This window comes from Streptomyces sp. NPDC088254 (assembly GCF_044740925.1).
Taxonomy (GTDB): Bacteria; Actinomycetota; Actinomycetes; order Streptomycetales; family Streptomycetaceae; genus Streptomyces.
Genome location: NZ_JBIURQ010000006.1, coordinates 496,541 through 522,813, shown reverse-complemented (window position 1 = coordinate 522,813; position 26,273 = coordinate 496,541). Strand labels below are relative to the sequence as shown.

Genomic DNA, 26,273 nt, shown 5'->3' with positions numbered 1-26,273 from the left:
CCTCCACGGCTACAACTACCATCGCTGCCACACCGCACTCGGAGGCCAGCCACCCATCAGCCGTGTGAACAACGCTGCGGGTCAATACAACTAGGTCACCGATGCCGCCCGGTGATATTGTCCGGACAAGGTCGGGTGCGATTCGCGTCACGGTCCGAAAGCCGGCCCGGCCGCGTGAGGGGGCACGACGAGGCACGACGCCCGCGCGCCCGGCGCACTCCGCGCGCCCCTTCGGTCCCCAGCACGGCACCCGCCCCGCGGGTGAGGCAGAATCGGGGCCGATGAGCACCTACGGCACCTTCACCGCCCCCATCGGCTCCCGTCGCGCCCCCGCCCTGCGCACCGTGGGCACCCGCGAGCGCCGCTCACACCTGACAGCGCCCCGTGTGCCCACCGTGGGCATCGACATCGGCGGCACCAAGGTCATGGCGGGCGTCGTGGACGCCGACGGCAACATCCTGGAGAAGGTCCGCACGGAGACCCCGGACAAGTCCAAGAGCCCGAAGGTCGTCGAGGACACGATCGCCGAGCTGGTCCTGGACCTGTCCGACCGGCACGACGTGCACGCCGTCGGCATCGGCGCGGCCGGCTGGGTCGACGCCGACCGCAACCGTGTCCTGTTCGCGCCCCACCTGTCCTGGCGCAACGAGCCGCTGCGGGACCGCCTCTCCGGCCGGCTGTCGGTCCCCGTCCTCGTCGACAACGACGCCAACACCGCCGCCTGGGCCGAGTGGCGCTTCGGCGCGGGGCGCGGCGAGGACCACCTCGTCATGATCACGCTGGGCACCGGCATCGGCGGCGCGATCCTGGAGGACGGCCAGGTCAAGCGCGGCAAGTACGGCGTCGCCGGCGAGTTCGGCCATATGCAGGTCGTGCCCGGCGGCCACCGCTGCCCGTGCGGCAACCGCGGCTGCTGGGAGCAGTACAGCTCGGGCAACGCGCTGGTCAGGGAGGCCCGCGAGCTGGCCGCGGCGGACTCCCCGGTGGCGTACGGGATCATCGAGCACGTCAAGGGCAGCATCGGCGACATCACCGGCCCGATGATCACCGAGCTGGCCCGCGAGGGCGACGCGATGTGCATCGAGCTGCTCCAGGACATCGGCCAGTGGCTCGGCGTCGGCATCGCCAACCTCGCCGCCGCCCTCGACCCGTCCTGCTTCGTGATCGGCGGCGGCGTCTCGGCCGCCGACGACCTCCTGATCGGCCCCGCGCGCGACGCCTTCAAACGGCACCTCACCGGCCGCGGCTACCGCCCCGAGGCCCGGATCGTGCGCGCCCAGCTCGGCCCCGAGGCCGGCATGGTCGGCGCGGCCGACCTCGCCCGGCTGGTCGCCCGCCGCTTCCGCCGCGCCAAGCGCCGCCGGGTGGAGCGGCACGAGCGCATCGAGCGGTTCGCGGAGGCGGCCCGCAGGGCGGCCCGGGACACCGCATGACGGCCTCCCTGCCCCACCAGGCCCCGCCGGCCGACGGGCCCGCCACGTCCTCCCGCCCGCCGGAGCCCAGGGGGCGCATGATCCGGCGCAGGGCGCTCACCCTGCTGATCATCGTGCTCCTCATCGGCGTCCCGGCCGGCTACCTGGTGATCTCCGCGAACCAGAGCCGCGACAGCGGCAAGGACAAGGAGGCCAAGTACTCGGCCACCGGCCTGACCAAGGGCTGGCCGTCCGGCATCCAGCTCCGCCTCTACCAGGTGCCGGTGCCGGACCCCTCGAACAACGTCGCGTACTACGAGACGAACAACTGGAAGACCAGCCGCCTCTACGTGCAGTTCCAGACCACGCAGGCCGGTCTGGACACCTTCCTGAAGGACCTGGGCGTGAACCGGTCCGTCCTGGCGAAGGGCGACATCACGATCAGCGAGCGGGACCAGGGCGTCAGCGGCTGGAAGTTCTCCGGCCCGGGCTCCCGCCCCGGGAACTACTTCGGCTTCGTCCACGAGCAGAAGAACCCGCGGCCCACCCTGGACGTCGTGGTCAACACCGGGAACCCCGACTACCCCCTGGTGTACGTCGTCTCCCGCACGGTTCCTTAGTGGTCAGCTCCTGAAGTCCTTCGGGGGCTGACGTGGGGCCGGCGATGCGTGTCGCATCGTCGGATGTCCAGGGCGGTGTGGTGGAGGCTGCCTCGGGTGCCCGCAGAAGGGGGGCCTGGGAGACCCGGGTTGATCTGGACCTGGTTGGCCCGAAGGGTGGTGGCGGAGGCTGTGGTCATGACCGACAGCAACAGTGATGTGACCGGCTTCCACGACCGTGTCGTCCTGATCACCGGCGGAACCAGCGGGATGGGCCTGGCCACCGCGCGTCTGCTCCTGGAAGCCGGCGCCGATATCGTCATCACCGGCCGCGACGATGCCCGCCTCGACCGCGCGGCCGAACAATTGGACAAGGTGTCCGACCAGGGTGCCCGTCTGTTCACGGTCCGGGCCGACTCCGCCGGCCTCACCGATCTCGACCGCTTGGCTGCCCTGATCCGTGAACGCCACGGACGTCTGGACGGGGTGTTCGCCAATGCCGGGGTCGGAGTGTTCCAGCGCAGTGGCGAGGTCACTGAGCAGGACTTCGATCGCAGCGTCGACGTCAACTTCAAGGGGGTGTTCTTCACGGTCCAGAAGGTGCTGCCGCTGCTCGACGCGGCAGGTGGCGGTTCCATCGTGATCAACGCCTCGTGGACAGTGCACCGGGGCCTGGCCGTCGCACCGGTGTATGCGGCCACCAAGGCTGCCGTCCACAATCTGGCCCGCACGCTGGGCAGTGATCTCGCCGAGCGCGGCATCCGGGTCAACTCGATCAGCCCGGGCTACATCGTCACTGGGATGTTCGATGCCGCCAACCCGGACCCTGCCTCGCACGATGCCATCCGCTCCCAGGTGCCTCTGAGGCGTCTCGGCCAGGCCCAGGACATCGCCGAGACCGTGGCGTTCCTCCTTTCCCCGCGGTCGTCGTACATCACCGCCCAGGACATCGCTGTCGACGGGGGTCTGGTGACGGCCATCCCCGCCTCCTGACGGCGGTGGGGGGGGGGGGGGGGGCCGGCCCGGGCCCCCCCCCCCCCCCCCCCCCCCCCCCCCCCCCCCCCCCCCCCCCCCCCCCCCCCCCCGGGGGCCCCCCCCCCCCCCCCCGGCCCGGGGGGGGGGGGGGGGGGGGGGCCCCCCCCCCCCCGGGCCGCGGGGGGGGGGGGGGGGGGGCCCCCCGGGCGGGCCCCCCCCCCCCCCCCCCGCGACCGGCCACAATCGTCGTATGAGCACAGCGATCAACCTGGGCGAGTTCCTCCGCACCCGCCGCTCCCTCCTGCATCCCGAAGACGTCGCCCTGCCGGATTTCGGAGGGCAACGCCGGGTCGCGGGCCTGCGCCGCGAGGAGATCGCCCAGCTCGCAGGAGTGAGCGTCGACTACTACACCCGCATGGAACAGGGCCGAGTGCCTAACCCCTCGGGCGCGGTACTCGACGCCCTCGCCCGCGCACTGCGGCTGGACGGGGACGCCGTCCGGCACCTGCACCGCCTCGCCCGACCGCAGTCCGCCGCCCGGCACGTTCCCCCGGGCCAAGCCCGGCCGCAACGCGCGCGCCCGATGCTCCAGCGGCTGCTGGACGATCTGGTGGGCACACCGGCAATAGTGATGGGCCGACGTATGGACGTCCTGGCCTGGAATACGGCAGCGTGCGCCCTGTTCGGCGACTACGCGGCCCTAGACCGAGCCGAGCGCAACATCGCCCGCATCACCTTCCTCGACGAGACGTCCCGCGAGCTGTATGCGGACTGGAGCTCCTGCGCCCGCGAGAACGTGGCCTACCTCCACCTGGACGCAGGACGGCACCCCGAGGACCCTCGATTGGCGAGCCTGATCGGCGAACTGTCGATGAAGAGCGAAGACTTCCGCCGCTGGTGGGCCGAACACCCGGTGCAGGACAAAACCTCGGGAACCAAGCGATTCCACCATCCGGTGGTCGGCGATCTGGAACTGGCCTACGAGACCCTGCGCCCAACGGATGACCCCGAGCAGGCGCTGATCACGTATGCCGCCGAGCCTGGCAGCCCATCGCACGACGCCCTGCAGATGCTGCTGGCCTGGGCCACTGAGGCCCCTTCCCCCATGCCGCCCGACGACCGCGCGCGCTGACCTTCCGGGCAGTACCTGCCTCCCGGCATGGCGACCCGCACCTGCGTCAGACGCGTCATCGGTCAATGTCCTGACCGGCAGATCGACAAATAGAGCACCGCAGACCGGCAGGCCCGGTCCCGGCGAATATCCGCGCACCCATCCGTGCCGCGTGGCGAGCCTTGCCCGCCGAGGCGGGTGCAGCAGACGACAGGGTGGAGTGATCCACTTCTCCCGATCGGCTTGCCTGCCTTGCCTGTTGCTGCTGCCTGCCCGATAGCCCTGCGCGCCGGCGAGCGCGAGCGGCTGAAGAAGATGGCCTACGGTCACAAGACCGGGCATCGGCTGCGGATGCGTGCGCAGGTGGTGCTGCACGCCGCCCGCGGAGGCTCCAACGCGCGCATCGCCCGGGAGACGGGCCTGCATCTGGACACCGTCCGCTGCTGGCGCGGCCGGTTCGCTGAGCGGGGCCTGGGCGGCCTGAGCGACCGCGAGCGGTCGGGGCGGCCGCCGTCCTACACCGCGCTGCAGGTGGCCGAGGCCAAGGCTCTGGCGTGCCGCCTGCCCGCCGAGACCGGGGTGCCGCTGGCACGCTGGTCATGCCCGGAGCCGGCCGCCGAACTCGCCGCGCGCGGCATCGCCGGCCCCGTCTCCGCCTCCACCGTGCGCCGCTGGCTGGCCCAGGACGCGCTCAAGCCCTGGCAGCACCGCTCCTGGATCTTCATCACCGACCCCCGCTTCCGCGCCAAGGCCCAGCGTGTGCTGGACCTGTACGCCCGCACCTGGCAGGGCATCCCGCTCGGCGCGGACGAGTACGTCATCAGCGAGGAAGAGAAGACCTCCATCCAGGCCCGATGCCGCTGCCACCCCACCCTCGCCCAGGCCCGTGCCATGCGCGTCAACCACACCTACGGACGCGGCGGCGCCCTGGCCTACCTCGCCGCCTACGACGTCCACGCCGCACGGGTGTCCGGCCGCACCGAACCCAGGTCCGGCATCGACCCGTTCATGAACCTCGTCGCCCAGGTCATGACCCAGGAGCCCCACGCCAGCGCGAAACGCGTGTTCTGGATCGTCGACAACGGCTCATCCCACCGCGGGCAGAAGGCCGCTGACCGGCTGTCGGCCGCGTTTCCGAACGCGGTCATGGTTCACACCCCGGTACACGCATCCTGGTTGAACCAGGTGGAGATCTTCTTCTCCGTCGTCCAGCGCAAGGTCGTCTCGCCCAACGACTTCACCGACCTCACCCAGGTCAGGGTCCGGCTCCGAGCCTTCGAAGACCGCTACAACGCCACGGCACAGCCGTTCCAGTGGAAGTTCACCACCTCCGACCTGGACGACCTGCCGGCCAGGCTCGACCGGCACACCACCGATCACCAGGAAGAATTCTCTGCCCGACCCGCAACTTGATCAACCCCCGAAGGATTTCCGAACTCGACCACTTAGTGGTCGCTGTTGGAAGTTCTTCGGGGGTTGACGTGACGGTTGGTTATGTGATCCGGGGGGCTCAGGCGCTAAAGGGCCGCGATCACTATGGTTTTAGCGGGGGAGCCCCAGCTCGCCTGCTCGCAGCCCGGCCTGGAAACGAGAGTCGGCCTCGAGTTTGGCCATCAGCTCGGCCACACGCCGCCGGTAGGTGCGCAGTGAGACGCCGAGCCGTTTTGCCGCCGATTCGTCGGTGAGGCCCGAACCGAGGGCTTTGAGGATCATGCGGCCTTCGGCATCGAGGTGCGGTACGTCGCTGCGCAGATAGGTTTCGAGATCGACGGCGGCGTCCCAGATCGCCCGGAACAGCGAGTGAACGCCGTCAACCAGGATCTGTGACGTCGTCACGGTGTACTCGCGGCCGGTGGGGGTCTCCTGACCGGCAAGGATCATCACCCGCCGGTCTATGAGGATGGTCTCGTGCGGCAATGGCGAACGGCTGATCCGGACGAGAGCGCCCTTACTCCGCACCAGCCGCAGGTGCGCGCGGGCCTCCTCGTCGGCGAGTGCCACCGGGCTGAGCAGCTTCCGAGGGATGAAGCCAGCGGGATCCGCAGCGCGCATCCGATTCCGGACCGCCGCCCTGGCCCCCGGTTGCGACCAGGTCTTGAGATCCCGGGCGGCGCACAGGAACTCGGTCCGCGCGGACTCGAAGAGATGACCTGCGCGCGTGATCAGCTCTGCGTCTCCGCGCACTGAGAACACCTCTTCGTTCCGCATCCCGCCAGTCTGGCAGCAAGCTGCCACGAGCTCGCTGGGCCTCGTGGCGGCGGACACCATGAACGTCATGACGATCAAGACTTTCTCCCTCGGCGGAGAGCTGACGATCAACCGGCTCGGCTTCGGCGCGATGCGCCTGGCGAGGGGCACCTTCGCCGGTCCGGCACGAGATCCCGAGACCGGAATCGCGGTGCTCCGTCGGGCCGTGGAGCTGGGCGTGAACCACATCGACACGGCCGGCTTCTACGGCAGGGACGCGGTGTGGGCCAACGAGCTGATCCGTACGGCATTGGCCCCATACCATGACGACCTGGTGATCGCGACGAAGGTCGGGCCGTTGCCCGGACCGAACGGTGTGCCGAGCGGGCAGGCGACGCCTGATCAGCTGCGCGGCCTGGTCGAGGCAGATCTGCGCTCTCTGGGTCTCAACCGGCTCGACCTGGTCTATCTGCGGGTCGGCGGGATGACCGGACCGGGTGACGAGTCGATCGCCGAACGGTTCGCGGTCCTGGCCGAGCTCCGCGCGGAAGGACTGATCCGGAACCTGGGGGTCAGTAACGTCGACGCCGCCCAGCTGGCAGAGGCCCGGACGATCGCGCCCGTCGCGGCGGTGCAGAACCGGCACAGCGGTGACTCGGTCCTGCTGGCGGAAAGCGAGGAAGCGGGCATCGCGTATGTGCCGTACTTTCCGCTCGGCGGCGGCGTCGGCAGCGGCCCGCTCGACACCGAACGGCTCGGCAAGGTCGCGGCACGCCTGGGCGCGACCACCGCGCAGGTCGCGATCGCCTCGCTGCTGGCGAAGTCGCCGTCGGTGCTGGCGATTCCGGGCACCGGCTCTCTCGATCATCTGGAGGAGAACCTCGCGGCGAACGACCTCAGTCTCCGTGACGAGGACTTGTCTGACCTGCGAGGCTAACTGGTCGGCTCCGGAGGTCAGTTTGGCTGCCATGCCCATTGCCGCCGCCCGCCCGATATCCCCGACCGCCACCGAGCGGCACCGTTTGGAGAAGGCAGCCTGGGGCCACAAGACCGAGCACCGGCTGCGGGTGCGCGCGCAGATCGTGCTGCACGCGGCCCGCGGGCTGCCGAACGTGCGGATCGCCGGGCGAGTCGGCGTGCATGTGGACACCGTGCGCACCTGGCGGAACCGCTTCGCCGAACTGGGCATGGCTGGCCTGGCTGACCGGAAGCGCACCGGACGTCCGCCCTCTTTCACCCCGCCACAGACCGCGCAGGTCAAGGCCCTCGCCTGCCAATTGCCCGCCGAGACGGGCGCCCGCTGTCCCGCTGGACCAGTCCCGAACTGGCTCGCGAGGCCGTCGAGCGTGGCATCGCGCCCTTCCTGTCGGCCTCCACCGTGCGCCGCTGGCTCGCGCGGGACGCCCTCAAGCCCTGGCAGCACCGCTCCTGGATCTTCATCACCGACCCCCGCTTCCGCTCCAAGGCTGCGCGCGTCCTGGATCTGTACGCCCGCACCTGGAACGGCGAGCCGCTCGGCGCGGACGAATTCGTCGTCAGCGCCGACGAGAAGACTTCCATCCAGGCCCGCTGCCGCTGCCATCCCACCCTGGCCCCCGGCCAGGCCCGCGCGATGCGCGTGAACCACACCTACGGGCGCGGCGGCGCGCTGGCCTGCCTGGCCGCCTACGACGTCCACTGCGCGAAGGTGTTCGGCCGCTGCGATGCTGCCACGGGCATCGACCCGTTCATGGCCCTGGTCGCCCAGGTCATGAGCCAGGAGCCGCTTCGGGGGTTGATCATGCCGCCAGGGCGGCGGAGGATTCTTCTGGGTGGTCGGCGGTGTGCCGGTCTAGCCTGGCCAGCAGATCGTCCAGGTCGGAGGTGGTGAACTTCCACTGGAAGGGCTGTGCCGTGGCGTTGTAGCGGTCTTCGAAGGCTCGGAGCCGGTCCCCGACCTGGGCAAGGTCGGTGAAGTCGTTGGGCGTCACGACCTTGCGCTGCATACGCGAGCGCGAAGCGGGTGTTCTGGGTCATGGACATCGGCTCCTCGCACCGCGGCAAGAAGGCCGCCGACCGGCCCACCTGGGTCAACCCAGGAGGCGTGCACCGGGGTGTGCACAAGCACCGCATTCGGGAACGCCGCGGCCAGGTGCGGTGCATCGCAAGGCGGAGCATCGCCCGCGTACTGGACGTACTCGGGTGATGCGACAACGCGGCGAGGTGCCGTGCCGGGCGTCGCGAGCCGGTGAACCTTTCCGGTCGCAGCACTAGCGACCGCGCCCGCCGTCCCGCCCCGCGCCCGCCCGTCCCGACGGCTGCCGGAGCCGATTGTCAGACCCCGCCCGTAGAGTCGAAGACGACTGATCGACGACCGGGTCCGCACGCGGGCGGGAGGTGAACAGGCGGGATGAACGACATGGCCACGACGGGGGTGACCTCGGTGACAGGGGCCGCGGCGGAGGCGACCTCGACGGGGGCTTCCGCGAGGCGGACGACGGGGGTGACGTCGGCTGGAGTTGTCGCGGGGCGAGCGGGACAGGTGACCTCGGCGGTGCCCGCCGGGCGGTCCCCGGAGCCGCTCGGCCCGGGCCTCGCCGCCGTCTTCCTGCCCGCGCCCCTCCCGCGCGACGGCCGCGTCGCCTTCTGGGACCCGGACGGCGGCCCGCTGCCCGCCCCGCCGCATGCCGACCTCACCGACCTGACCGTCGTACGCCGGCACGGGGCCTCCGTCCGCCGACGGCAGGTCCCCGCGCTGACGCTGACCCTGGACACCGCGCTCCCGCTCCTGGTGCGCGCCCGCCGCGACCCCGCCGCCCACCTCGCGACGGCCTGCTGGGGCGCGGCTGCGCTGCACGCGCTGCGGCTCACCGCCCGCGGCCGTCTGCTGCCCGGCCTCACCCCCGACGGCCACGACGCCTGGCGTGCCGGGCCGCTCGACCCGGAGGACATCGCCCACCTGCGCGCCGTCGCCGCCGCCCTGCCGTACGAGGGCCACGCGGTGCCCCTCCCCGGCTCCGGCCCGATCCGGCTGCCCCGCCCCGAGGCCCTGATGCGGTCCTTCCTGGACGCCGTCGCGGACACCCTGCCCCGCACGCCCGCCGCGCCCCACGCCTCCGGGAAGCCCTTCGCCGACCGCCGGCCGCAGCGGCTCCCCGACGCCCACGACTGGGCCGCCGAGGTCGCCGCCGGCATGGACGCGGGCGTGCGGATCTCGCTCCGGCTCGACCTGTCGGCGTCCGACCTGTTCGACGACGGCGGGGACGCGCGCCGCGCCGGCGCCGCCGTCGTGCAGGTGCACAGCCTCGCCGACCCGACCCTGGTGACGGACGCGGCGGTCCTGTGGGCGGGCGAGGCGGACACCGCCTTCGGCGCACGCGCCCGCGTGGACGCGGCCCTCGCCGTACGCCGCGCGGCCCGCGTCTGGCCGCCGCTCGCCCGGCTCGGTGAGCAGGAGACGCCCGACGTCCTGGCCCTGTCCGAGGACGAGGTGAACGATCTGCTCGGCGTGGCCGCGACCCGCCTCGCGGCGGCCGGCGTCGCCGTCCACTGGCCCCGCGACCTCGCTCAGGACCTCGGCGCCACCGCCGTCGTCCGGCCCGCGCCGGGCTCCGCGACCGACGGCACCGGCTTCTTCGAGAGCGAGCAACTGCTCAGTTTCCGCTGGCAGTTGGCGCTCGGCGGCGATCCGCTCAGCGAGGCCGAGATGGACACGCTGGCCGAGGCCCACCGGCCCGTCGTCCGCCTGCGCGACCAGTGGGTGCTCGTCGACCCCGCCCTCGTCCGCAAGGCCCGCAAACGCGAACTGGGGCTGCTGGACCCGGTGGACGCCCTGTCCGTCGCCCTCACCGGCACCGCGGACGTCGACGGCGAGACCGTCGAAGCCGTCCCCGTCGGCGCCCTGGCCGTCCTGCGCGACCGTCTCACCGCGGGCGTACGACCCGCCGATCCGCCCCCCGGCCTGCGCGCCACCCTCCGGGACTACCAGCTGCGCGGCCTGGCCTGGCTCGACCTCATGACCTCGCTCGGCCTCGGCGGCTGCCTCGCCGACGACATGGGCCTCGGCAAGACGATCACCCTCATCGCCCTGCACCTGAAGCGTGCCCGCAGCGAACCGACCCTGGTGGTCTGCCCGGCCTCCCTCCTGGGCAACTGGCAGCGCGAGATCACCCGCTTCGCCCCCGGCGTCCCCGTCCGCCGCTTCCACGGCCCCGACCGCACCCTGGACGACCTCGCCGGCGGCTTCGTCCTCACCACGTACGGCACGATGCGCTCGGCCGCCGCCGACCTGGCCCGGCAGACCTGGGGCATGGTCGTCGCGGACGAGGCCCAGCACGTCAAGAATCCCTTCTCGGCCACCGCGAAGGCCCTGCGCACCATCCCCACCCCCGCGCGCGTGGCCCTCACCGGGACACCCGTCGAGAACAACCTCTCCGAGCTGTGGGCCCTGCTCGACTGGACCACCCCCGGCCTCCTCGGCCCGCTGAAGGCCTTCCGCGCCCGGCACGCGCGCGCGGTGGAGAACGGCGAGGACGAGGAGGCCGTGGAGCGGCTGGCGCGCCTGGTCCGCCCGTTCCTCCTGCGCCGCAAGAAGTCCGACCCCGGCATCGTGCCCGAACTGCCGCCCAAGACCGAGACCGACCACCCCGTGCCCCTCACCCGTGAACAGGCCGCCCTGTACGAGGCGGTGGTGCGCGAGTCGATGCTCGCCATCGAGACCTCGCAGGGCATCGCACGCCGCGGGCTGGTCCTCAAGCTCCTGGGCGCGCTCAAGCAGATCTGCGACCACCCCGCGCTCTACCTCAAGGAGGCGGCCCCCGGCGCCGGCGACGGCCTCGCCTCCCGCTCCGGCAAACTCGCCCTCCTGGACGAACTGCTCGACACCCTGCTAGCCGAGGACGGCTCCGCCCTCGTCTTCACCCAGTACGTCGGCATGGCCCGCCTGATCACCGCCCACCTCGCCGACCGCGCGGTCCCCGTCGACCTCCTGCACGGCGGGACCCCGGTGCCCGAGCGCGAGCGCATGGTCGACCGCTTCCAGAGCGGGGCGACGCCTGTCCTCGTCCTCTCCCTCAAGGCCGCCGGCACCGGCCTGAACCTCACCCGCGCGGGCCACGTCGTCCACTTCGACCGCTGGTGGAACCCGGCCGTCGAGGAGCAGGCCACCGACCGCGCCTACCGCATCGGCCAGACCCAGCCGGTGCAGGTCCACCGCCTCATCACGGAGGGCACGGTCGAAGACCGCATCGCCGAGATGCTCCAGAGCAAACGAGCCCTCGCCGAAGCCATCCTGGGCTCCGGCGAATCGTCCCTCACCGAACTGACCAACACCGAACTCGCCGACCTGGTCAGCCTCCGAAGGGAGGCGTGATGCGACACCAACCACTCCCTGAGCCCATCCCTTCGCCGGACGACGCCCCGACCGGGGCGGCGGAGAGCGAGGCTCCCGAGCCGCCGGACACCGCCGCCCGGCCACCGGCGGAGCCGACGCCCCCGCGTGATCAGTCCGGATCCCGTCCCGCCGACGAGGCCCGCCGCGCCCTGCGTGCCGCCCGGGCACGGGCGACGCCTGTCGAGGGCGAGGCGGCACGGCCTGCGACGGCCGAGGGGCCGCGGAGGACTCAGGGCACGTCGTCCGGCGAGCGTCCGGCCGACGCCGCCCGCGCGGCGCTGCGCCGCCCCGGGGCCGCTCAGCCACCGGCCTCGGCCCCGGCTGCCCCGGCCGGCTCGCCCCATGCAGGGCAGATTCCGACGGAGGCCGACGCCCCGACGGCCCCCTCTCCTGCGGCACATACAGCTGAGGTACGCCGTGAGGCGCACGGCGCGGTCGGCGCACGGCCCGGGGACATCGCGCGTGAGGCCCTCCGCGCGGCACGGGCGAAGTCGCGGCAGGAGGAGGCCGACGCGGCCGATGAGACCGGCGCGCCCGCCCGCAGGCTGCCGCCTTCCGTCGCCGGGTCGCCGGGCCGCGAGGCCGCTCCTCGGGGTGCTCGCGGGGGTGCCGAACCCTTCGCCGGTGCCTCCTCGCGCCGGGGCGCCCAGGCCGACGTCGAGGAAACTGCTGGTGAGCCGGGCCCCGAGGCCGGCCGTCCGGACGCCGGGGCACCGGGTGACGAGCCTGTCGACAGGCCTCGTACCGCAGCCGGGACGCCAGGCGACGAGCCCGCGCGCAGGCTTTCGCCTACCGCCGCCGGTACGCCGGGCCGCGAGCCCGCTCCCCGGGGCGTTCACGGGGACATCGACGCCTTCACCGATGCCTCCCTCCGCCGGGCCGCTCGCGCAGACGTCAGGAAAGTTGCCGGGGAGCCGGGCCTCGAAGCCGAAAGTCACCCCGACACGCGCGAACGCGGCGACGCGCCCGCCCCCGGAGTCAGCCGCTCCGCCGCGCGGAAACCCGGCAGCGACCCCGCTTCCGGCGACGCGCCCGCCCCCCGTGTCAGCACCCCCGACGTAGGGAAAGCCGGCACCGGGACCGCTGCCGGAGTCGGTCGTCCGGAGACGCGTGAACCCGGCAACTGGCCCGCTGCCGGCGTCGCGCCGGCTCCCGGATCCGGTCGTCCCGACACGGGGGAAGCCGGCACCGGGACCGCTCCCGGAGTCGGTCGTCCCGCCGCGCGGAATCCCGGCAGTGAGGCCGCTGCCGGCGACGCGTCCGCTCCCCGAGCCGCCCGTTCCGCCGTGCGGGAACTCCGCGCCGACCCCGTCCCGCACCCCATCCCGAGCAACCCCCGGCCCCCCTCCCCGCCCCGCTCCATGGCCGCCCCGAACCGGGACAGTGAGCACCGTCGTACCTTTCCCGCCCTGCCGCCGAGGCTCGATCGTGGCGAACCCACCGTCGTAGCGGACGAGTTCGCCGCGAGCTGGTGGGGGAACGCCTGGGTGAGCGCGCTCGAAGAAGGTGCGCTGGACGTCAACCGGCTGGCGCGCGGACGGGGTTACGCCGAGCAGGGGCATGTGGACGCCATCACGGTCACTCCCGGCCTCGTCCTCGCCTACGTGCAGGGCAGCCGCCCTCGCCCCTACCGCGTGCAGGTCAGACTGCGCACCCTCGGCGACGAGGACTGGGAGCGGTTCCTGGAGGCCGCCGTGGAGAGCCCCGCGCACATCGCGGCGCTGCTGGACAAGGAGATGCCCGAGTCCCTCGCCGACTGCGGGGTGCCGTTGCTGCCCGAGCCCGGCGACCTCGCCCCGCAGTGCAGTTGCCCCGACCACGGCCACCCCTGCAAGCACGCCGCCGCCCTCTGTTACCAGACGGCACGCCTGCTGGACGCCGACCCCTTCGTCCTGCTCCTCCTTCGCGGCCGGGGGGAACGCGAACTGCTCGACGCGCTGTCCCGCCGCAACGCCACCCGCGCGGCCCGCGCCGCCCAGGAGCGCGAACCGGAACCCTTGCCCGGCATCCGGGCCACGGACGCCCTGGTCGCACGCCGCCTACCGCCGATCCCGCCGCCGTTGCCCGTTCCACCGCACCCCGGGCAGCCCCCGGCATACCCTTCCCTCCCCGACGGCGGCCCTGACTCCTTCGCGCTGGACCAGCTCGCCACCGACGCCGCCACCCGCGCGCACGCCCTGCTCGCCACCGGCCGCGACGAGGTCGGTGAACTGACGCTCTGGCAGGACGCCGTACGGCTCGCCGCCGCCCGCCCCGGCTCCGGCCTCACCGCCACCACCCGCTCCCTGTACTCCGCCCTGGCGGCCGCCGCCGGACGCACTCCGGCCGAACTGGCCCGCGCGGTCGCCGCCTGGCGCCAGGGTGGCATCGACGGCCTCGCCGTCCTCGAGGAGCCCTGGGACCCGCCGGCCGGCCGTTTCGACCGGGCCCGCCCCCTCCTCCTCGCCGCGGACCTCCCCGCCTTCCGACCCTGGCGCAACCGCCTCACCCACCCTCGCGGCCATGTACAGCTCCGCTTCGGCCGCGAAGGCCTCTGGTACGCCTACGAGTCCGAGCCGGGCCACGACGACTGGTGGCCGCGCGGCACCCCCGACCCCGACCCGGTCGGCGCCCTGACCGGCCTCGACGGCGCCGACGACTTCTGAGAAGGAACGGCCCGACCACGCAAAGAAGTGGACTCCCCCGGCCGGAGGAGCCCACTTCAGGAAGCGCGCGGAGCTACTCCGTGCGCAGGCCCGTCGGGCGCATCATCCGCAGCAGCGGCGGCAGGCTGAGCAGCGTGACCACGCCGACCACGGCCGCGCCCACGCCGGTCATGGTGAGGACGCTCGCCCAGTCCATGGTCACCGGGGTGTCGGTCATCTTCAGCAGCAACGAGCCGAGGGTGACGCCAACCGAGGTGGCCAGTGCGAGGCCGAGGCCGACCGGCAGCGCCGTCTGCCACAGCACCGACAGGCTCAGTGTGCGGCGCCGGGTACCGAAGGCGACCAGCGCGGAGAGCAGCTTCTTGCGTTCGCGCAGCTGTTCCAGCTGGGAGACCAGCAGGCTCGCCCCGATCAGCGCCAGCACGAAGGCGGAGCCCACGAACAGGCCGGTGCGTATGGAGGTGTACTTGGCGTTCTGCTCGGACGCCGACCAGCCGTAGGTCTGCGCCAGCGGGTCGAGGCGGGCGGCGACGTTACGGACGTACTCGCGTGCATCCGGCACCGAGGGGTCCAGCCGCAGGTAGACGCCGTCCGAGATCACCGCGGGCGCGGCCGCGCGGGGCAGGGCGCCAGGGGTGGCCAGCACGCTGTCGTAGTCCTGCAGCGAGTCCTTGCGCGCGTCCACCGCCCGAACGTTCGCCGGAACGGTCCAGGGCACCTCGATGCCGTGGTCGCCGCCGTCGTACGACGGGTCGATCCAGAGCTGCCGGCCGGGCTTCAGCAGGGCGAGTTCCGAGGAGTTGTCGGGGTCCGCGTAGCCGCTGCGCGTTCGCGTGACGAACACGTCGCCGTCCTCGCAGGAGGGCAGGGTGGCGAGCTCGCGCAGTGCGGCGCAGGTGGCCACGGTGATGCTGTTGCCGTACTCGGGGTCGCGGCGAGCGTCCCCGTACCCGGCGCGGGCCAGGGTCACCGCGGCCCGTACGCCCTTGGCGCCGGCGAACTCGCTGTCGACGCCGGACAGTTGTATGGGGTCGCTGAACTCGACCTGCATCTGGACCCGGCTCGGGTCCTGGCCGGTGCTCTTGGTGTACTGGCTCTGCGTCCCCGTGAAGAGCATCTGCAGCGCGATCGCCCCGGCCACCGCCACGGCGATGCCGTTGACCATACGGGCGGCGGTGCCGCTGCTCAGCTGCAGGCGGCGTACGGCCAGTTGCCATGACAGCGAGCCCTTCCCGAGCCGGACGACGACCGCCTCCACCACCCAGGGCAGCAGGGCGGTGATGCCGATGAGCAGCATCAGGACGCCGCCGATGACGAGGTACTGGTTGAACTCCCCGTTCTCGTGGCCCTGGCCGATCATCGGGTAGAGCATCCCGAGGCCGGCCAGCGGCGGCAGCAGCCGCCACCACAGCCGGCGGCGGCGCTGTTTGGCCGCACGCACGACACCGAGGGGTTCGACGACCACGCCGCGCATCGCGAGCAGCGTGACGAGCACGGCGGCGACCGGCACCGCCACCGCGACCAGCGCGACGAGCGCGGGAGCGGGGTCGAGGTAGCTGGGCCAGACGCTCATGCCCAGCAACTCGCCGGAGCCCAGCTTCTGACGGCTGAGCAGGAAGAAGCCGGTGCCCACGACCAGGCCGAGCAGTGCCCCGGCCAGCGCCTCGCCCGCCGCGATCCGCCGGGTCATGCCCCGGTCGGAGCCGACCAGGCGCAGCGCGGCGAGCCGGCGGTCGCGGCGTTCGCCGCCGAAGCGGACGGCGGCGGCGATGAACACGGCAACCGGCGTCAGCAGCGCCACGAACACGACCAGGACCATGAGCAGCAGCACCGGGTCGGTCTTCTCGGGCACTGTCAGATCCTCCGGTTTGCCGAACCGGTTGAGCCGCGTCACCTGGGTGGAATCCGTGAGCTTCAGCCCCGAGCCGCCCGCGTAGTAGACCAGTTCGTGCGAGCCGACCAGCCCGCTCTCGCCGATCGTGCCGGTGATCTTGTAGGGCAGCCGCTCCCGCAGCAGTTTCGCGTCGTCCGACTCCAGCAGGTCCTTGAGCGCGGGGGAGACCAGCATCTCGCCCTTGCCGGGGAAGCGGTCGACACCCGGGGGCAGCGGCGCCCGCCCGCCCTCGGGTTCGATCAGCCGGCCCATGACGTCGTCGTCGCGCCAGGTGGTGTCGGCGCTCGCGACCAGGAGGGTGTCGTCGCCCCTGGGCGGGATCTTCTGGGCGAACATGCTGACGTAGCGGGCGTCGTTCACCTCGCTGCGGGAGGCGAGGACGTTGGGCACCGCGCTGCACAGCAGGAGCAGCGCCACACCGAAGCCGACGCCGACGGCCGTCAGCGAAGTGCGGACCCAGCCCTCCCGGCCGCCGGTGACGGCGAACCGGGCCCCCATGGCCAGGTCCACGGCCCACTGTCGCGGACTCATACGGCGCGCTCCATGTCCCGGGACTTGCCGTCGCGCACGACGACCTCGCGGTCGGAGAACGCGGCCACCCGTGCCTCGTGGGTGACGAGGACGACGGCGGCGTTGGTGGAGCGGGCCGCCTGGGTGAGCAGTTCCATCACGCGCTCGCCGTTGTAGGAGTCGAGTGCGCCGGTCGGCTCGTCGGCGAACACCACCCGGGGGTTCGTGACCAGCGCGCGGGCCACGGCGACGCGCTGGCCCTGGCCGCCGGACACCTCGCCGGGCCGTTTGCCGCTCAGGTCGTCGACCTCCAGGCGTTCCATCCAGCCGAGCGCCGCCCGCTCGGCTTCCTTGCGGGAGGAGCCGTTGAGCCTGAGCGGCAGGGCGACGTTCTCCACGCAGGTCAGCTCCGGCACCAGCTGCCCGAACTGGAACACGAACCCGAACTCCGAGCGTCTGAGGGCGCTGCGCCGGCCGTCGCTCATCGTCGTCACCTCACGCCCGTTGTAGGTGATCGACCCGGAGTCGGGCGGCAGGATGCCCGCGAGGCAGTGCAGCAGCGTCGACTTGCCGGACCCGGAGGGGCCCATGATGGCGACGATCTCGCCGGGGTGGATGGAGAATTCGGCGCCGTCGAGGGCGTGGGTCCGCCCGTACGTCTTGCGCAGGTCCCGCGCGGTGAGCAGGGAACCGGGGGGAGGAGTCGTCATCGGGCTATGACCTCACGGAGTTTGTCGAGTCGGGCGGCGGTCAGCTCCAGCCAGCGCAGGTCCGCCTCCAGGTGGTACAGGGCGTGGTCGCAGATCAGCTGGTCCGCGAGGTCGCCCTTGCGCTTGCGTTCGGTCAGGATGCGCATGCTGCGCAGATGCTCGGAGCGCTGGGTGTCCAGGACGTCGGCGGCGTTCCGGTGGGTCAGCAGCGCGAGGACGACCTTGGTGTAGAGGGTCGACTGGAGGTACTCCTCCGGCTTCTGCGGGGTCCCGAGCCACTGCTCCACATCGGTGACGCCGGCGTGGGTGATCGCGTAACGTTTGCGCTCCGGGCCGCCGCCGGCCTCGACCCCGTCGACCTCGACGAGACCGTTCCTCAGCAGCCGGGACATCGTCGAGTAGACCTGGCCGTAGTGCAGCGGCCGATCGTGACCGAACGTCTCGTCGAAGGCCCGTTTCAGCTCGTAACCGTGCCGCGGACCGGACTCCAGGAGCCCCAGAAGGGTGTGACCGATGGACATGGGCTCACTATACGCATCGTGTATACGCGATATGTATACACACGGTGTGTAGCTCATGGCGATGGGTGCGCCCGCGCAGGTGAGGGAGCGGACCCGCCACTTGTCACGATTCCGCAACGGCCCGACCCGGCCGCCCCGCCCATCGGCGCGCCGCTGCACCCTCGCGCGCCGGGCCCCGGCCAACCGCCAGTGCTGCAACCGCTGGTAATCGACCCCGAGTCGCGCCCCCGGGCGACAGATGCCCACCCTGATCAGTCGTCAGGGACGTTTGGGGGGAGGTGTGGGGGTGTTCCCGGATGGCACGGCGGGCGCGTGACGAAATCATGATCGTCATGACTTCGACCTTCCTGTCCCGTCGGGCCCTCGTGGGCGCGGCTCTGACCGCCACCCTCCTCACGGCCGCCGCGGCCCCTGCCGCGATGGCCGCCACACCGTCGCCCGCGGCGTCGCCCGCGTCCACCACGCTCCCGCCGCTCGACACTGCGGCACTCCGCGCCGCGATCTCCGATCTGGACCACCCGCAGGCGACGGCCGCTCAACTGCTGGTCAGCGGCAAGGCGGGACATTGGTACGGCACGGCAGGTGTGGCGGACAGAAGGACGGGCGCACCGGTCGGCCAGGACGACACTTTCCGGGCGGGCAGCATCACGAAGGTCTTCGTGGCGACGGCCGTGCTGCAACTGTCGGCGGAGGGCCGGTTGGACCTGGACAAGCCGGTTCAGGACTACCTGCCCGGCCTGCTCCCCGACGGCTACGCCCCGATCAAGGTCTCCCAACTCCTGGACCACACCAGCGGGTTGCCGGACGAGCACATCCCGGACTCCCAGCGGACCGACACCCCGGAGCAGATACTCGAGCACCGCTTCGACCAGTGGACGCCGATGCAACTGGTGGCCACTCTCCCCGAGGGCGCCCCGATGAAGTTCACGCCGGGCACGAAGCAGGAGTACCGGGGCATGAACTACGTCCTGGCGGCCATGCTGCTCGAAAAGGTGACGGGCAAGCCGTACGGCAAGGTGATCGGCGACCGCATCCTGCGCCCACTGGGCCTGTGTCACACGTCCTTCCCGGGCAACGACCCGAAGATCCACCGCCCGCACGTCCACGGCTACCTGGCGATGTCGGACGGCACCCTGCAGGACGTGACGGAATACAACCAGTCCGAGGCGTGGGGCGAGGGCGAGATCATCTCGACCACACGCGACCTGGACCGCTTCATCACGGCCCTGTTCACGCCGGGCAAGGTGCTGCCGAGGACGACGCTGGACAAGATGTTCGAGTTGCCGGCGCCGGAAGTGCGGATGGTGGACGGTTCCCCGGCCCGCTACAGCGTGGGCCTCCAGACGGTCACGGTCAACGGCGTGGTCCTGTGGGGTAAGACGGGTGAGCAGTACGGCTACAACTCGGCGATGATGGCGACGCGGGACCTCGGCCGCAGGGCGGTGTTCTCGTGGACGCCGACGCACCGGGACGCCAGTCAGGTGCAGATGGCGCTGCGGATGGCGGATGCGGTCACGAAGCCGGCGGCTTCGCGGTAGAGCGGTCAGACGCATCCAGTCGCCGTCGCGCCCGGCGACCGTTCCGAAGAGCCCGTCCGGACGGAACTCCACCCAACGGCCACCCGCTCGTGTCGCGTCCCCATCCAGGTCGGGACCAGGGCACTCCCCGGTGCGAGATACTTCCCCGATGAGTTCACGCACTTCCCCGATCGGCCCATCGATCACGATACGGAGGGCCGCCGCGCGGGATGCCAAACGGCTCACGCGGCTCGTGCGTGGTTCGAGCGCCTACGAGGGCAAGTACGCGGCCGCAGTCGCGGGCTACCGGGTCGGTCCTGATTACATCGAGGCACATCGCGCCTTCGTGGCCGTCGGCGCCGACGAGCAGGGAGGCCGGGTCCTCGGGTTCTACTCGCTGATCCTCTCCCCACCGGAGCTCGACCTGCTGTTCGTCGCTGACGAAGCGCAAGGGCGGGGTGTCGGTCGGCTGCTCGTCGCGCACATGCAGTCCGAGGCCCGTGCCGCCGGGCTCCACAGTGTCAAGGTCGTGTCGCATCCTCCCGCCGAGGGCTTCTACCACCGCGCCGGTGCGGTGCGGATCGGGACCACGCTCGCGAACCCGCCCGCCGTGCTGTGGGACCGTCCCGAATTCGAGTTTCGCGTTCCTCCGGAATGACGCGGTGTGCCGAGACCGCTCTTCGTGAAACGTGGCACTCCGGGTGGATCAAAATCTGTGCTTGCGAAGTGAGGCTTTGACGGACCGCGCGGTGAGAGTTTTTGCCGCGCCGAGCGGAGCGGAATTGCATACTGCGCACAGGCCGTTCCAGCGTGCTACCGTCGACCTCGGTTGCAGTCGTGGTTCCCGAAACTTCGAGTGCCCCACCCGGTTCTGTCCGTTGGGGGCGCTTTTGTATTTCCGGTCATTTCCGGGCGGGGTGATCATTGCGGCGACAGGGCGTCCGCGCAGTGCGGAGCCCGATGTACTGCCCCGAAGGAGATATGACATGGCTACTGGTACCGTCAAGTGGTTCAACGCGGAAAAGGGCTTCGGCTTCATCGAGCAGGAGGGCGGCGGCGCCGACGTGTTCGCCCACTACTCGAACATCGCCGCGCAGGGCTTCCGTGAGCTCCTCGAAGGCCAGAAGGTGACCTTCGACATCGCGCAGGGCCAGAAGGGCCCGACGGCCGAGAACATCGTTCCGGCCTGACGCTCACCCACATTCTGCAGCTGGGGCCCGCATCCTTCGGGGTGCGGGCCCCAGCTGCGCACATCCCTTTTCTGGTTTTGCCATCGGTCCATACTCGTGATTCTCCATGCTGTTCATTGCTGCGGGAATTCCTTGATATGTGCCACATCGAGGAAGGTTCCGCATGAACCGCACGTACACGAACGACCGCCCCGCCCGCACCCGTGACCGCCGTGCCGACGCCGGAAGGGGCGGCAGCGGCTACGGCTCGCAGGCACCGCGCCGTTCCGGCGGCCCTGGCCGTTCCGGCGGTCACGGCCGCCGGCCGGCCGCAGTGCAAGGTGAGTTCGCGCTGCCCAGGACGATCACCCCCGCGCTGCCCCCCGTCGAAGGCTTCGCCGAACTCGACATGCCCGAGCCCCTGCTGACCGAACTCGGCAAGCAAGGTATGACCGCACCTTTCCCCATCCAGGGAGCGACGCTGCCGAACTCCCTGGCGGGCCGTGACGTACTGGGCCGCGGGCGCACCGGTTCCGGCAAGACCCTCGCCTTCGGCCTCGCCCTGCTCGCCCGTACCGCCGGACAGCGTGCCGAACCCCGCCGGCCGCTCGGGCTGATCCTCGTGCCGACGCGTGAGCTGGCGCAGCAGGTGACCGACGCGCTCACACCGTACGCCCGTTCCCTCAGGCTGCGGCTGGCCACCGTGGTGGGCGGGATGTCGATCGGCCGGCAGGCCGGCGCGCTGCGCGGCGGGGCCGAGATCGTCGTCGCGACGCCCGGACGGCTCAAGGACCTCATCGACCGTGGAGACTGCAGGCTGAACCACGTGGGCATCACAGTGCTGGACGAGGCCGACCAGATGGCCGACATGGGTTTCATGCCGCAGGTCACCGCGCTGCTCGACCAGGTGCGTCCGGAGGGGCAGCGGATGCTGTTCTCCGCCACCTTGGACCGCAACGTCGACCTGCTGGTCCGCCGCTACCTGACCGACCCCGTCGTGCACTCGGTCGACCCGTCGGCCGGCACGGTCACGACGATGGAGCACCACGTCCTGCACGTCCATGGCGCCGACAAGCACGCCGCCACCACCGAGATCGCCGCCCGCGACGGCCGCGTGATCATGTTCCTGGACACCAAGCACGCCGTCGACCGGCTGACCCAGGACCTGCTCGACAGCGGGGTGCGCGCCGCCGCGCTGCACGGCGGCAAGTCGCAGCCGCAACGCACCCGCACGCTGGCGCAGTTCAAGACGGGGCACGTCACCGTGCTGGTGGCGACCAATGTCGCGGCGCGCGGCATCCACGTCGACAACCTCGACCTGGTCGTCAACGTCGATCCGCCGACCGACCACAAGGACTACCTCCACCGCAGCGGCCGTACCGCCCGCGCCGGCGAGTCCGGCAGTGTCGTCACGCTCGTCACACCGAACCAGCGTCGCGGCATGGTCCGCCTCATGTCGGACGCCGGAATCCGGCCGCAGACCACCCAGATCCGCTCGGGAGACGAGGCCCTGAGCCGGATCACCGGCGCCCAGGCCCCGTCCGGCATCCCGGTCGTCATCACCGCACCGGTGGCCGAACGCCCCAAGCGCGGCGCCTCCTCCCGAGGCCGACGCCGCCCTTCCTCGGCGACCCGGCGCGCCCCCGTAGGCCGGCCCGTCCTCGACACGGTGGCCTAGAACCTTCGTGGTCGACAGAATCGACCCATCCCTGCAGGAGGCACTCTTTGACGTTGATTCAGACGCAGCCCCGCTCGGCGGACGCCTACCCCGTGCACAGGACGGCGGTGGAGGTCATGGACGCGACCGGACCGCAGGTCTGTGACGACATGAGCGTCGAGGTGGCGCTGGCCGTCATGGCCGCCGCACGCACGGGCCGACTGGTCGTCTGCGACCAGGACGAGCAGCGGATCGGGCTGGTGACCCGAACCGCGCTCACCGCCGTCCGCGACAGCGGCGCTCGCACGGACCGCGTCCGCCTGCGTGACGTCCTCGCCGCCCGCTGAAATCGCCTGCCCCGGTCGGACCGTCTTCCCTCTCCCTGTGAGGCCCCATGCGCTGCGTCATCGCCCGCTTCCCCTTCGAGCTCACCAAGGACGGAGTGCTGGAATCGATGAAGGGCGTCAAGCCCGAACCGGTCACCGGAGAATCGGTGATCATCGGCCGCCGCCACTACCCCGTCAAGCAAGTCGGCCAAGTCGTCACCCGCCAGGACCGCCGTGACTTCACCGCCACCGAAGTCCTCCGGGCCATGACCCGGCTCGGCTTCACCTGCCGCGCCCTCCCCGAAGCCGCGCCTTCGGGCGCCCCCGGCTCGCTGCAGTACGCCTCCGCGATGCTCGGCACCCCCGTGACGGTCTGACCGGCGAACAGGCACGAACCGACATCTGACAAGCCTTGTGGGCCCGACCGGTACGCCGGTCGGGCCCACAACGCGTGCAGCGTCGCCGTCGCTCAGTGATCGGGACGGCCGAGACCACCTGTGGACCGGTCGAGGCGGGTTACCTCATCTTCGAGCACGCGAAAATCTATCCTGGCAAGAGTAGACATTGGGTCGTGGCGTGGTTATGGTTTCTCTCGTAGCCGAGATCGACAGAGGCCCGGCAGAGGTGAACTGCCGGGAGTGGAAGGAAGTTCGCAGGACGGTGCGGTGGTGGAGTTCCGAAGCCAAGGCGGTTGCAGGACGGCGACGGGACTGACGGCCGCACCGGGCGGCCCGCGGTGATCAGGGGCCGCCGACAGTTCGCAGTTTCCGCCAGTGAGTAGTTGATCAAGAGGGAAGAACGGAGGAGCCGAACGCCATCAGGATCGCCCGGGCGAACGCATGGGGCCCGGGTACCGTAGGACATCGATAGTGAGGTGGTCTCCGGTCAAGCAACCGCGATCCCCGCGCCCCCGACAGCGTGTCGGTCGGGTCTGCGGAAACAGAGGGCCGGTGCAGTGTCAGGGCCGGCAGATGGTGTAGTAGTTCCTTCGGGGCCCTGGTGCCGGGACGGCGCCAGGGCCCCTCGACGCGTTCCACAAAGAGGTGCAATGACAGCAGACGACACGTTCGGCCGTCTCGACGACGACGATTACCCCGCCTACACGATGGGCCGGGCCGCCGAGATGCTCGGCACCACCCCTGCCTTCCTCCGCGCCCTCGGCGAAGCCCGCCTGATCACACCCCTGCGCTCCGAAGGCGGCCACCGCCGCTACTCCCGCTACCAACTGCGGATCGCCGCCCGCGCCCGGGAACTCGTCGATCGGGGCACCCCCATCGAGGCTGCCTGCCGGATCGTCATCCTCGAAGACCAACTCGAGGAAGCCCAGCGCATCAACGCCGAATACCGCCGCGCCGCCGAGTCGGCGAACCCCGCGCCGGTGGAGTGAGATGAGCCGTGCCCGTCAGCGGCGGCGGGCGTCGCACGCATGGTTTCGGTGTGTGGCGTGATCTTTCCTGTGGTGACGCGGTGTGCGGGCGTGTAACGTCTGCGTCAGCTGTCGTGGTTCGGAATTCCCCCCTTGCCCACGCCTGGTGTGTGGGCGTTTTGCTGTGCTGTGCCGCAGGGACCAGGGCGATCACCTCCGTCTGCCACATGGTGTGGGAGGCGTTCATCGACTGGAGGGCTTCAGACATGGCAACGGGAACAGTGAAGTGGTTCAACGCCGAGAAGGGTTTCGGCTTCATCGCGCAGGACGGCGGCGGTCCGGATGTCTTCGCGCACTACTCCGCGATCAACTCCACCGGCTTTCGTGAGCTCCAGGAGGGCCAGGCCGTGACGTTCGACGTCACCCAGGGCCAGAAGGGTCCGCAGGCCGAGAACATCAACCTGGCCTGACCTCGCAGACGTGAGGGGCCGCGCAGCCATCGCTGCGCGGCCCTGCCGTTGCGGCGCCATCGCTGCGCGGCCCTGCCGTTGCGGCGCCGAGGCCGACGCGACCGCGGCTCAGGCGTCGATGATGACGGGGATGATGAGGGGCTTGCGGCGGTAGGTGCGGAACGCCCAGTTCGCCACGGCGCGGGCGATGAGTTGTTCGAGCTGGCGCGCGTCCCCGACGCCTTCCTGGGCCGCGGTCGCCAAGGTCTTCTCGATGACGGGGATGACCGCCTCGAAGGTGGTGTCGTCGTGGACGAAGCCCCGAGCCAGGAAGTCGGGGGCCTCGGCGAGCGCGCCGGTGTCCGCGTCGACGATCGCCACCACCGTGACCACGCCTTCGGCCGCGAGGGTGAGACGGTCCTTGAGGGACGCTTCGGTGGCGCCGCCGACTTCCATGCCGTCCACATAGACGTTGCCTGCGGGGACCTTGCCGGTGATGGACGCGCGCCCGTCGACGAGGTCGACGACGACGCCGTCCTCGGCGATCACGACCCGCTCGGGGTCGACACCGGTACGGATGGCGAGGTCGGCGTTGGCCCGCAGGTGGCGCCATTCCCCGTGCACGGGCATGACGTTGCGGGGTTTGACGATGTTGTAGCAGTAGACGAGTTCGCCGGCGCTGGCATGCCCGGAGACGTGCACCTTGGCGTTGCCCTTGTGGACCACGTGGGCGCCCCACCGCGTGAGTCCGTTGATCACCCGGTAGATGGCGTTCTCGTTGCCGGGGATGAGGGAGCTGGCGAGCAGGACGGTGTCCCCCTTGCCGATGCGGATCACGTGGTCCCGGTTGGCCATCCGGGACAGCGCGGCCATCGGTTCGCCCTGGGAGCCGGTGCACACCAGAGTGATCTTGTGGTCCGGGAGCTTCTCCAGTTCCTTCGTGCTCACGACCAGGCCGGAGGGGACCTTCAGATAGCCCAGGTCACGGGCGATGCCCATGTTGCGCACCATCGACCGGCCGACGAAGGCGACCTTGCGGCCGTGCTGGTGGGCGGCGTCCAAGACCTGCTGGATGCGGTGCACGTGGCTGGCGAAGCTGGAGACGATGACCCGGCGCGGCGCGGTGCGCATCACCTGCTCGATGGCCGGGTTCAGCTCCAGCTCGGAGGTGGTGAATCCGGGTACTTCGGCGTTGGTGGAGTCGGTGAGGAACAGGTCCACGCCCTCCTCGCCGAGGCGGGCGAAGGCGCGCAGATCGGTGATGCGGTCGTCGAGAGGGAACTGGTCCATCTTGAAGTCGCCGGTGTGCAGCACCATCCCGGCCCGGGTGCGGATCGCGACGGCGAGGCTGTCGGGGATGGAGTGGTTCACCGCCACGAACTCGCAGTCGAAGGGCCCGAAGCCACGCCGGTCGCCCTCCCGCACCCGCACCGTGCGAGGCCGAATGCCGTGCTCCTTGAGCTTGGCCTCCAGGAACGCCAGCGTCAGCTTGGAGCCGACGACGGGAATGTCGGACCGCTCGCGCAGCAGGTACGGCACGCCGCCGATGTGGTCCTCGTGGCCGTGGGTGAGCACCACGGCCACGATGTCGTCCAGCCGGTCCCGGATCGAGGTGAAGTCCGGCAGGATCACGTCCACGCCGGGCTGTGTCTCCTCGGGGAACAGCACTCCGCAGTCGACGATGAGCAGCTTGCCGGCGTGCTCGAAGACGGTCATGTTGCGGCCGATCTCGCCCAGGCCGCCCAGGGCGATGACCCGCAGGCCTCCTTCGGGAAGAGGAGGGGCGGCTTTCAGCGCGGGGTGCGGATGACTCATGCCCTGACGGTACCCGCAGAGCGGGACAAGGTGATCCTG

Annotated in this window: 24 protein-coding genes and 1 pseudogene; 19 read left to right on the top strand and 6 right to left on the bottom strand. The window is 71.3% G+C overall.

Annotated features, from left to right (window positions below; translation table 11 throughout):
* Positions 1-281 precede the first annotated feature (281 nt).
* The 5 genes from ACIOC0_RS20710 to ACIOC0_RS20690 all read left to right on the top strand — a co-directional run bounded on the left by ACIOC0_RS20710 (position 282) and on the right by ACIOC0_RS20690 (position 5,510).
* The gene (locus ACIOC0_RS20710) at positions 282-1,433 is read left to right on the top strand and encodes an ROK family glucokinase (protein WP_402156577.1); all 1,152 of its coding nucleotides are present in this window, start codon (positions 282-284) and stop codon (positions 1,431-1,433) included.
* Entirely contained in the window at positions 1,430-2,032 is a 603-nt protein-coding gene (locus tag ACIOC0_RS20705) for a sugar kinase (RefSeq protein WP_402156576.1), read from the top strand. Before ACIOC0_RS20710 ends, ACIOC0_RS20705 begins: the two co-directional genes overlap by 4 nt.
* A gap of 177 nt (positions 2,033-2,209) precedes the next feature.
* On the top strand, positions 2,210-3,004 hold the full coding sequence (locus ACIOC0_RS20700; protein WP_402156574.1) for an SDR family NAD(P)-dependent oxidoreductase: 795 nt from the start codon (positions 2,210-2,212) through the stop codon (positions 3,002-3,004).
* Positions 3,005-3,236: 232 nt separating this feature from the next.
* Positions 3,237-4,118: a helix-turn-helix transcriptional regulator gene (locus ACIOC0_RS20695; RefSeq protein ID WP_402156573.1), complete on the top strand. Its 882-nt coding sequence runs from the start codon at positions 3,237-3,239 to the stop codon at positions 4,116-4,118.
* Between the two features lie 231 nt (positions 4,119-4,349).
* The gene (locus ACIOC0_RS20690) at positions 4,350-5,510 is read left to right on the top strand and encodes an IS630 family transposase (RefSeq protein WP_402156572.1); all 1,161 of its coding nucleotides are present in this window, start codon (positions 4,350-4,352) and stop codon (positions 5,508-5,510) included.
* A gap of 129 nt (positions 5,511-5,639) precedes the next feature.
* On the opposite strand, the gene ACIOC0_RS20685 is transcribed toward ACIOC0_RS20690, so the two are convergent.
* Entirely contained in the window at positions 5,640-6,305 is a 666-nt protein-coding gene (locus ACIOC0_RS20685) for a DNA-binding response regulator (protein WP_402156570.1), read from the bottom strand.
* Between the two features lie 67 nt (positions 6,306-6,372).
* Here ACIOC0_RS20685 and ACIOC0_RS20680 point away from each other — a divergent pair, with 67 nt between their 5' ends.
* The 3 genes and pseudogenes from ACIOC0_RS20680 to ACIOC0_RS20670 all read left to right on the top strand — a co-directional run bounded on the left by ACIOC0_RS20680 (position 6,373) and on the right by ACIOC0_RS20670 (position 8,154).
* On the top strand, positions 6,373-7,221 hold the full coding sequence (locus ACIOC0_RS20680; RefSeq protein ID WP_402156593.1) for an oxidoreductase: 849 nt from the start codon (positions 6,373-6,375) through the stop codon (positions 7,219-7,221).
* A gap of 31 nt (positions 7,222-7,252) precedes the next feature.
* A pseudogene (locus ACIOC0_RS20675) lies at positions 7,253-7,525 on the top strand (helix-turn-helix domain-containing protein); the annotation flags it as partial.
* Between the two features lie 137 nt (positions 7,526-7,662).
* A complete protein-coding gene (locus ACIOC0_RS20670; RefSeq protein WP_402156597.1) occupies positions 7,663-8,154 on the top strand; it encodes a hypothetical protein in 492 nt (163 codons plus the stop codon).
* Here the strand turns inward: ACIOC0_RS20670 and ACIOC0_RS20665 are convergent.
* Positions 8,063-8,269, bottom strand: a complete 207-nt coding sequence (locus ACIOC0_RS20665; protein ID WP_402156568.1) for a hypothetical protein — start codon at positions 8,267-8,269, stop codon at positions 8,063-8,065. The genes ACIOC0_RS20670 and ACIOC0_RS20665 overlap by 92 nt on opposite strands.
* Before the next feature lie 29 nt (positions 8,270-8,298).
* On the opposite strand from ACIOC0_RS20665, the gene ACIOC0_RS20660 reads away from it, so the two are divergent.
* The 3 genes from ACIOC0_RS20660 (at position 8,299) to ACIOC0_RS20650 (ending at position 14,300) form a co-directional block, all read left to right on the top strand.
* A complete protein-coding gene (locus ACIOC0_RS20660; protein WP_402156566.1) occupies positions 8,299-8,469 on the top strand; it encodes a hypothetical protein in 171 nt (56 codons plus the stop codon).
* A 204-nt stretch (positions 8,470-8,673) separates the two neighbouring features.
* Positions 8,674-11,634, top strand: a complete 2,961-nt coding sequence (locus ACIOC0_RS20655; protein ID WP_402156564.1) for an SNF2-related protein — start codon at positions 8,674-8,676, stop codon at positions 11,632-11,634.
* Between the two features lie 299 nt (positions 11,635-11,933).
* Positions 11,934-14,300: an SWIM zinc finger family protein gene (locus ACIOC0_RS20650; protein ID WP_402156592.1), complete on the top strand. Its 2,367-nt coding sequence runs from the start codon at positions 11,934-11,936 to the stop codon at positions 14,298-14,300.
* A gap of 73 nt (positions 14,301-14,373) precedes the next feature.
* Here the strand turns inward: ACIOC0_RS20650 and ACIOC0_RS20645 are convergent, their stop codons facing one another.
* From ACIOC0_RS20645 to ACIOC0_RS20635, 3 genes are read right to left on the bottom strand one after another with little or no spacing between them, the layout of a single operon-like run.
* Positions 14,374-16,725: an ABC transporter permease gene (locus ACIOC0_RS20645; protein ID WP_402156563.1), complete on the bottom strand. Its 2,352-nt coding sequence runs from the start codon at positions 16,723-16,725 to the stop codon at positions 14,374-14,376.
* Positions 16,722-17,414: an ABC transporter ATP-binding protein gene (locus ACIOC0_RS20640; RefSeq protein WP_402156561.1), complete on the bottom strand. Its 693-nt coding sequence runs from the start codon at positions 17,412-17,414 to the stop codon at positions 16,722-16,724. Before ACIOC0_RS20640 ends, ACIOC0_RS20645 begins: the two co-directional genes overlap by 4 nt.
* Positions 17,411-17,935, bottom strand: coding sequence for a PadR family transcriptional regulator (locus tag ACIOC0_RS20635; protein WP_402156559.1), 525 nt, complete (start codon positions 17,933-17,935; stop codon positions 17,411-17,413). Before ACIOC0_RS20635 ends, ACIOC0_RS20640 begins: the two co-directional genes overlap by 4 nt.
* Before the next feature lie 332 nt (positions 17,936-18,267).
* Here ACIOC0_RS20635 and ACIOC0_RS20630 point away from each other — a divergent pair, with 332 nt between their 5' ends.
* From ACIOC0_RS20630 to ACIOC0_RS20595, 8 genes are all read left to right on the top strand, one after another.
* On the top strand, positions 18,268-19,473 hold the full coding sequence (locus ACIOC0_RS20630) for a serine hydrolase domain-containing protein (protein WP_402156557.1): 1,206 nt from the start codon (positions 18,268-18,270) through the stop codon (positions 19,471-19,473).
* 148 nt (positions 19,474-19,621) lie between these two features.
* A complete protein-coding gene (locus ACIOC0_RS20625; protein WP_402156556.1) occupies positions 19,622-20,110 on the top strand; it encodes a GNAT family N-acetyltransferase in 489 nt (162 codons plus the stop codon).
* 328 nt (positions 20,111-20,438) lie between these two features.
* The gene (locus ACIOC0_RS20620) at positions 20,439-20,642 is read left to right on the top strand and encodes a cold-shock protein (protein WP_369212344.1); all 204 of its coding nucleotides are present in this window, start codon (positions 20,439-20,441) and stop codon (positions 20,640-20,642) included.
* 163 nt (positions 20,643-20,805) lie between these two features.
* Positions 20,806-22,299 carry a DEAD/DEAH box helicase gene (locus ACIOC0_RS20615; RefSeq protein ID WP_402156554.1) on the top strand — a complete coding sequence of 498 codons (1,494 nt, stop codon included), beginning with the start codon at positions 20,806-20,808 and terminating at the stop codon, positions 22,297-22,299.
* 47 nt (positions 22,300-22,346) lie between these two features.
* Complete coding sequence (locus tag ACIOC0_RS20610) at positions 22,347-22,625, top strand: CBS domain-containing protein (protein WP_402156552.1); 279 nt, start codon at positions 22,347-22,349, stop codon at positions 22,623-22,625.
* A gap of 47 nt (positions 22,626-22,672) precedes the next feature.
* Entirely contained in the window at positions 22,673-22,981 is a 309-nt protein-coding gene (locus ACIOC0_RS20605; RefSeq protein WP_402156550.1) for an SCO5918 family protein, read from the top strand.
* Between the two features lie 671 nt (positions 22,982-23,652).
* Positions 23,653-23,991: a helix-turn-helix domain-containing protein gene (locus tag ACIOC0_RS20600; RefSeq protein ID WP_351092524.1), complete on the top strand. Its 339-nt coding sequence runs from the start codon at positions 23,653-23,655 to the stop codon at positions 23,989-23,991.
* Positions 23,992-24,236: 245 nt separating this feature from the next.
* On the top strand, positions 24,237-24,440 hold the full coding sequence (locus ACIOC0_RS20595) for a cold-shock protein (RefSeq protein ID WP_030052720.1): 204 nt from the start codon (positions 24,237-24,239) through the stop codon (positions 24,438-24,440).
* Between the two features lie 108 nt (positions 24,441-24,548).
* Here ACIOC0_RS20595 and ACIOC0_RS20590 read toward each other — a convergent pair whose 3' ends face one another.
* Complete coding sequence (locus ACIOC0_RS20590; RefSeq protein WP_402156548.1) at positions 24,549-26,234, bottom strand: ribonuclease J; 1,686 nt, start codon at positions 26,232-26,234, stop codon at positions 24,549-24,551.
* Between the last annotated feature and the right edge of the window lie 39 nt (positions 26,235-26,273).

Bases quoted from the DNA above. Each gene is read 5' to 3' on its own strand.
- ACIOC0_RS20630 (WP_402156557.1), top strand. From the start codon at position 18,268: ATGACTTCGACCTTCCTGTCCCGTCGGGCCCTCGTGGGCGCGGCTCTG.
- ACIOC0_RS20640 (WP_402156561.1), bottom strand. From the start codon at position 17,414: ATGACGACTCCTCCCCCCGGTTCCCTGCTCACCGCGCGGGACCTGCGC.
- ACIOC0_RS20710 (WP_402156577.1), top strand. From the start codon at position 282: ATGAGCACCTACGGCACCTTCACCGCCCCCATCGGCTCCCGTCGCGCC.
- ACIOC0_RS20680 (WP_402156593.1), top strand. From the start codon at position 6,373: ATGACGATCAAGACTTTCTCCCTCGGCGGAGAGCTGACGATCAACCGG.
- ACIOC0_RS20695 (WP_402156573.1), top strand. From the start codon at position 3,237: ATGAGCACAGCGATCAACCTGGGCGAGTTCCTCCGCACCCGCCGCTCC.
- ACIOC0_RS20660 (WP_402156566.1), top strand. From the start codon at position 8,299: ATGGACATCGGCTCCTCGCACCGCGGCAAGAAGGCCGCCGACCGGCCC.
- ACIOC0_RS20700 (WP_402156574.1), top strand. From the start codon at position 2,210: ATGACCGACAGCAACAGTGATGTGACCGGCTTCCACGACCGTGTCGTC.
- ACIOC0_RS20635 (WP_402156559.1), bottom strand. From the start codon at position 17,935: ATGTCCATCGGTCACACCCTTCTGGGGCTCCTGGAGTCCGGTCCGCGG.
- ACIOC0_RS20605 (WP_402156550.1), top strand. From the start codon at position 22,673: ATGCGCTGCGTCATCGCCCGCTTCCCCTTCGAGCTCACCAAGGACGGA.
- ACIOC0_RS20655 (WP_402156564.1), top strand. From the start codon at position 8,674: ATGAACGACATGGCCACGACGGGGGTGACCTCGGTGACAGGGGCCGCG.
- ACIOC0_RS20625 (WP_402156556.1), top strand. From the start codon at position 19,622: ATGAGTTCACGCACTTCCCCGATCGGCCCATCGATCACGATACGGAGG.
- ACIOC0_RS20595 (WP_030052720.1), top strand. From the start codon at position 24,237: ATGGCAACGGGAACAGTGAAGTGGTTCAACGCCGAGAAGGGTTTCGGC.
- ACIOC0_RS20590 (WP_402156548.1), bottom strand. From the start codon at position 26,234: ATGAGTCATCCGCACCCCGCGCTGAAAGCCGCCCCTCCTCTTCCCGAA.
- ACIOC0_RS20645 (WP_402156563.1), bottom strand. From the start codon at position 16,725: ATGAGTCCGCGACAGTGGGCCGTGGACCTGGCCATGGGGGCCCGGTTC.
- ACIOC0_RS20665 (WP_402156568.1), bottom strand. From the start codon at position 8,269: ATGCAGCGCAAGGTCGTGACGCCCAACGACTTCACCGACCTTGCCCAG.
- ACIOC0_RS20600 (WP_351092524.1), top strand. From the start codon at position 23,653: ATGACAGCAGACGACACGTTCGGCCGTCTCGACGACGACGATTACCCC.
- ACIOC0_RS20620 (WP_369212344.1), top strand. From the start codon at position 20,439: ATGGCTACTGGTACCGTCAAGTGGTTCAACGCGGAAAAGGGCTTCGGC.
- ACIOC0_RS20615 (WP_402156554.1), top strand. From the start codon at position 20,806: ATGAACCGCACGTACACGAACGACCGCCCCGCCCGCACCCGTGACCGC.
- ACIOC0_RS20705 (WP_402156576.1), top strand. From the start codon at position 1,430: ATGACGGCCTCCCTGCCCCACCAGGCCCCGCCGGCCGACGGGCCCGCC.
- ACIOC0_RS20685 (WP_402156570.1), bottom strand. From the start codon at position 6,305: ATGCGGAACGAAGAGGTGTTCTCAGTGCGCGGAGACGCAGAGCTGATC.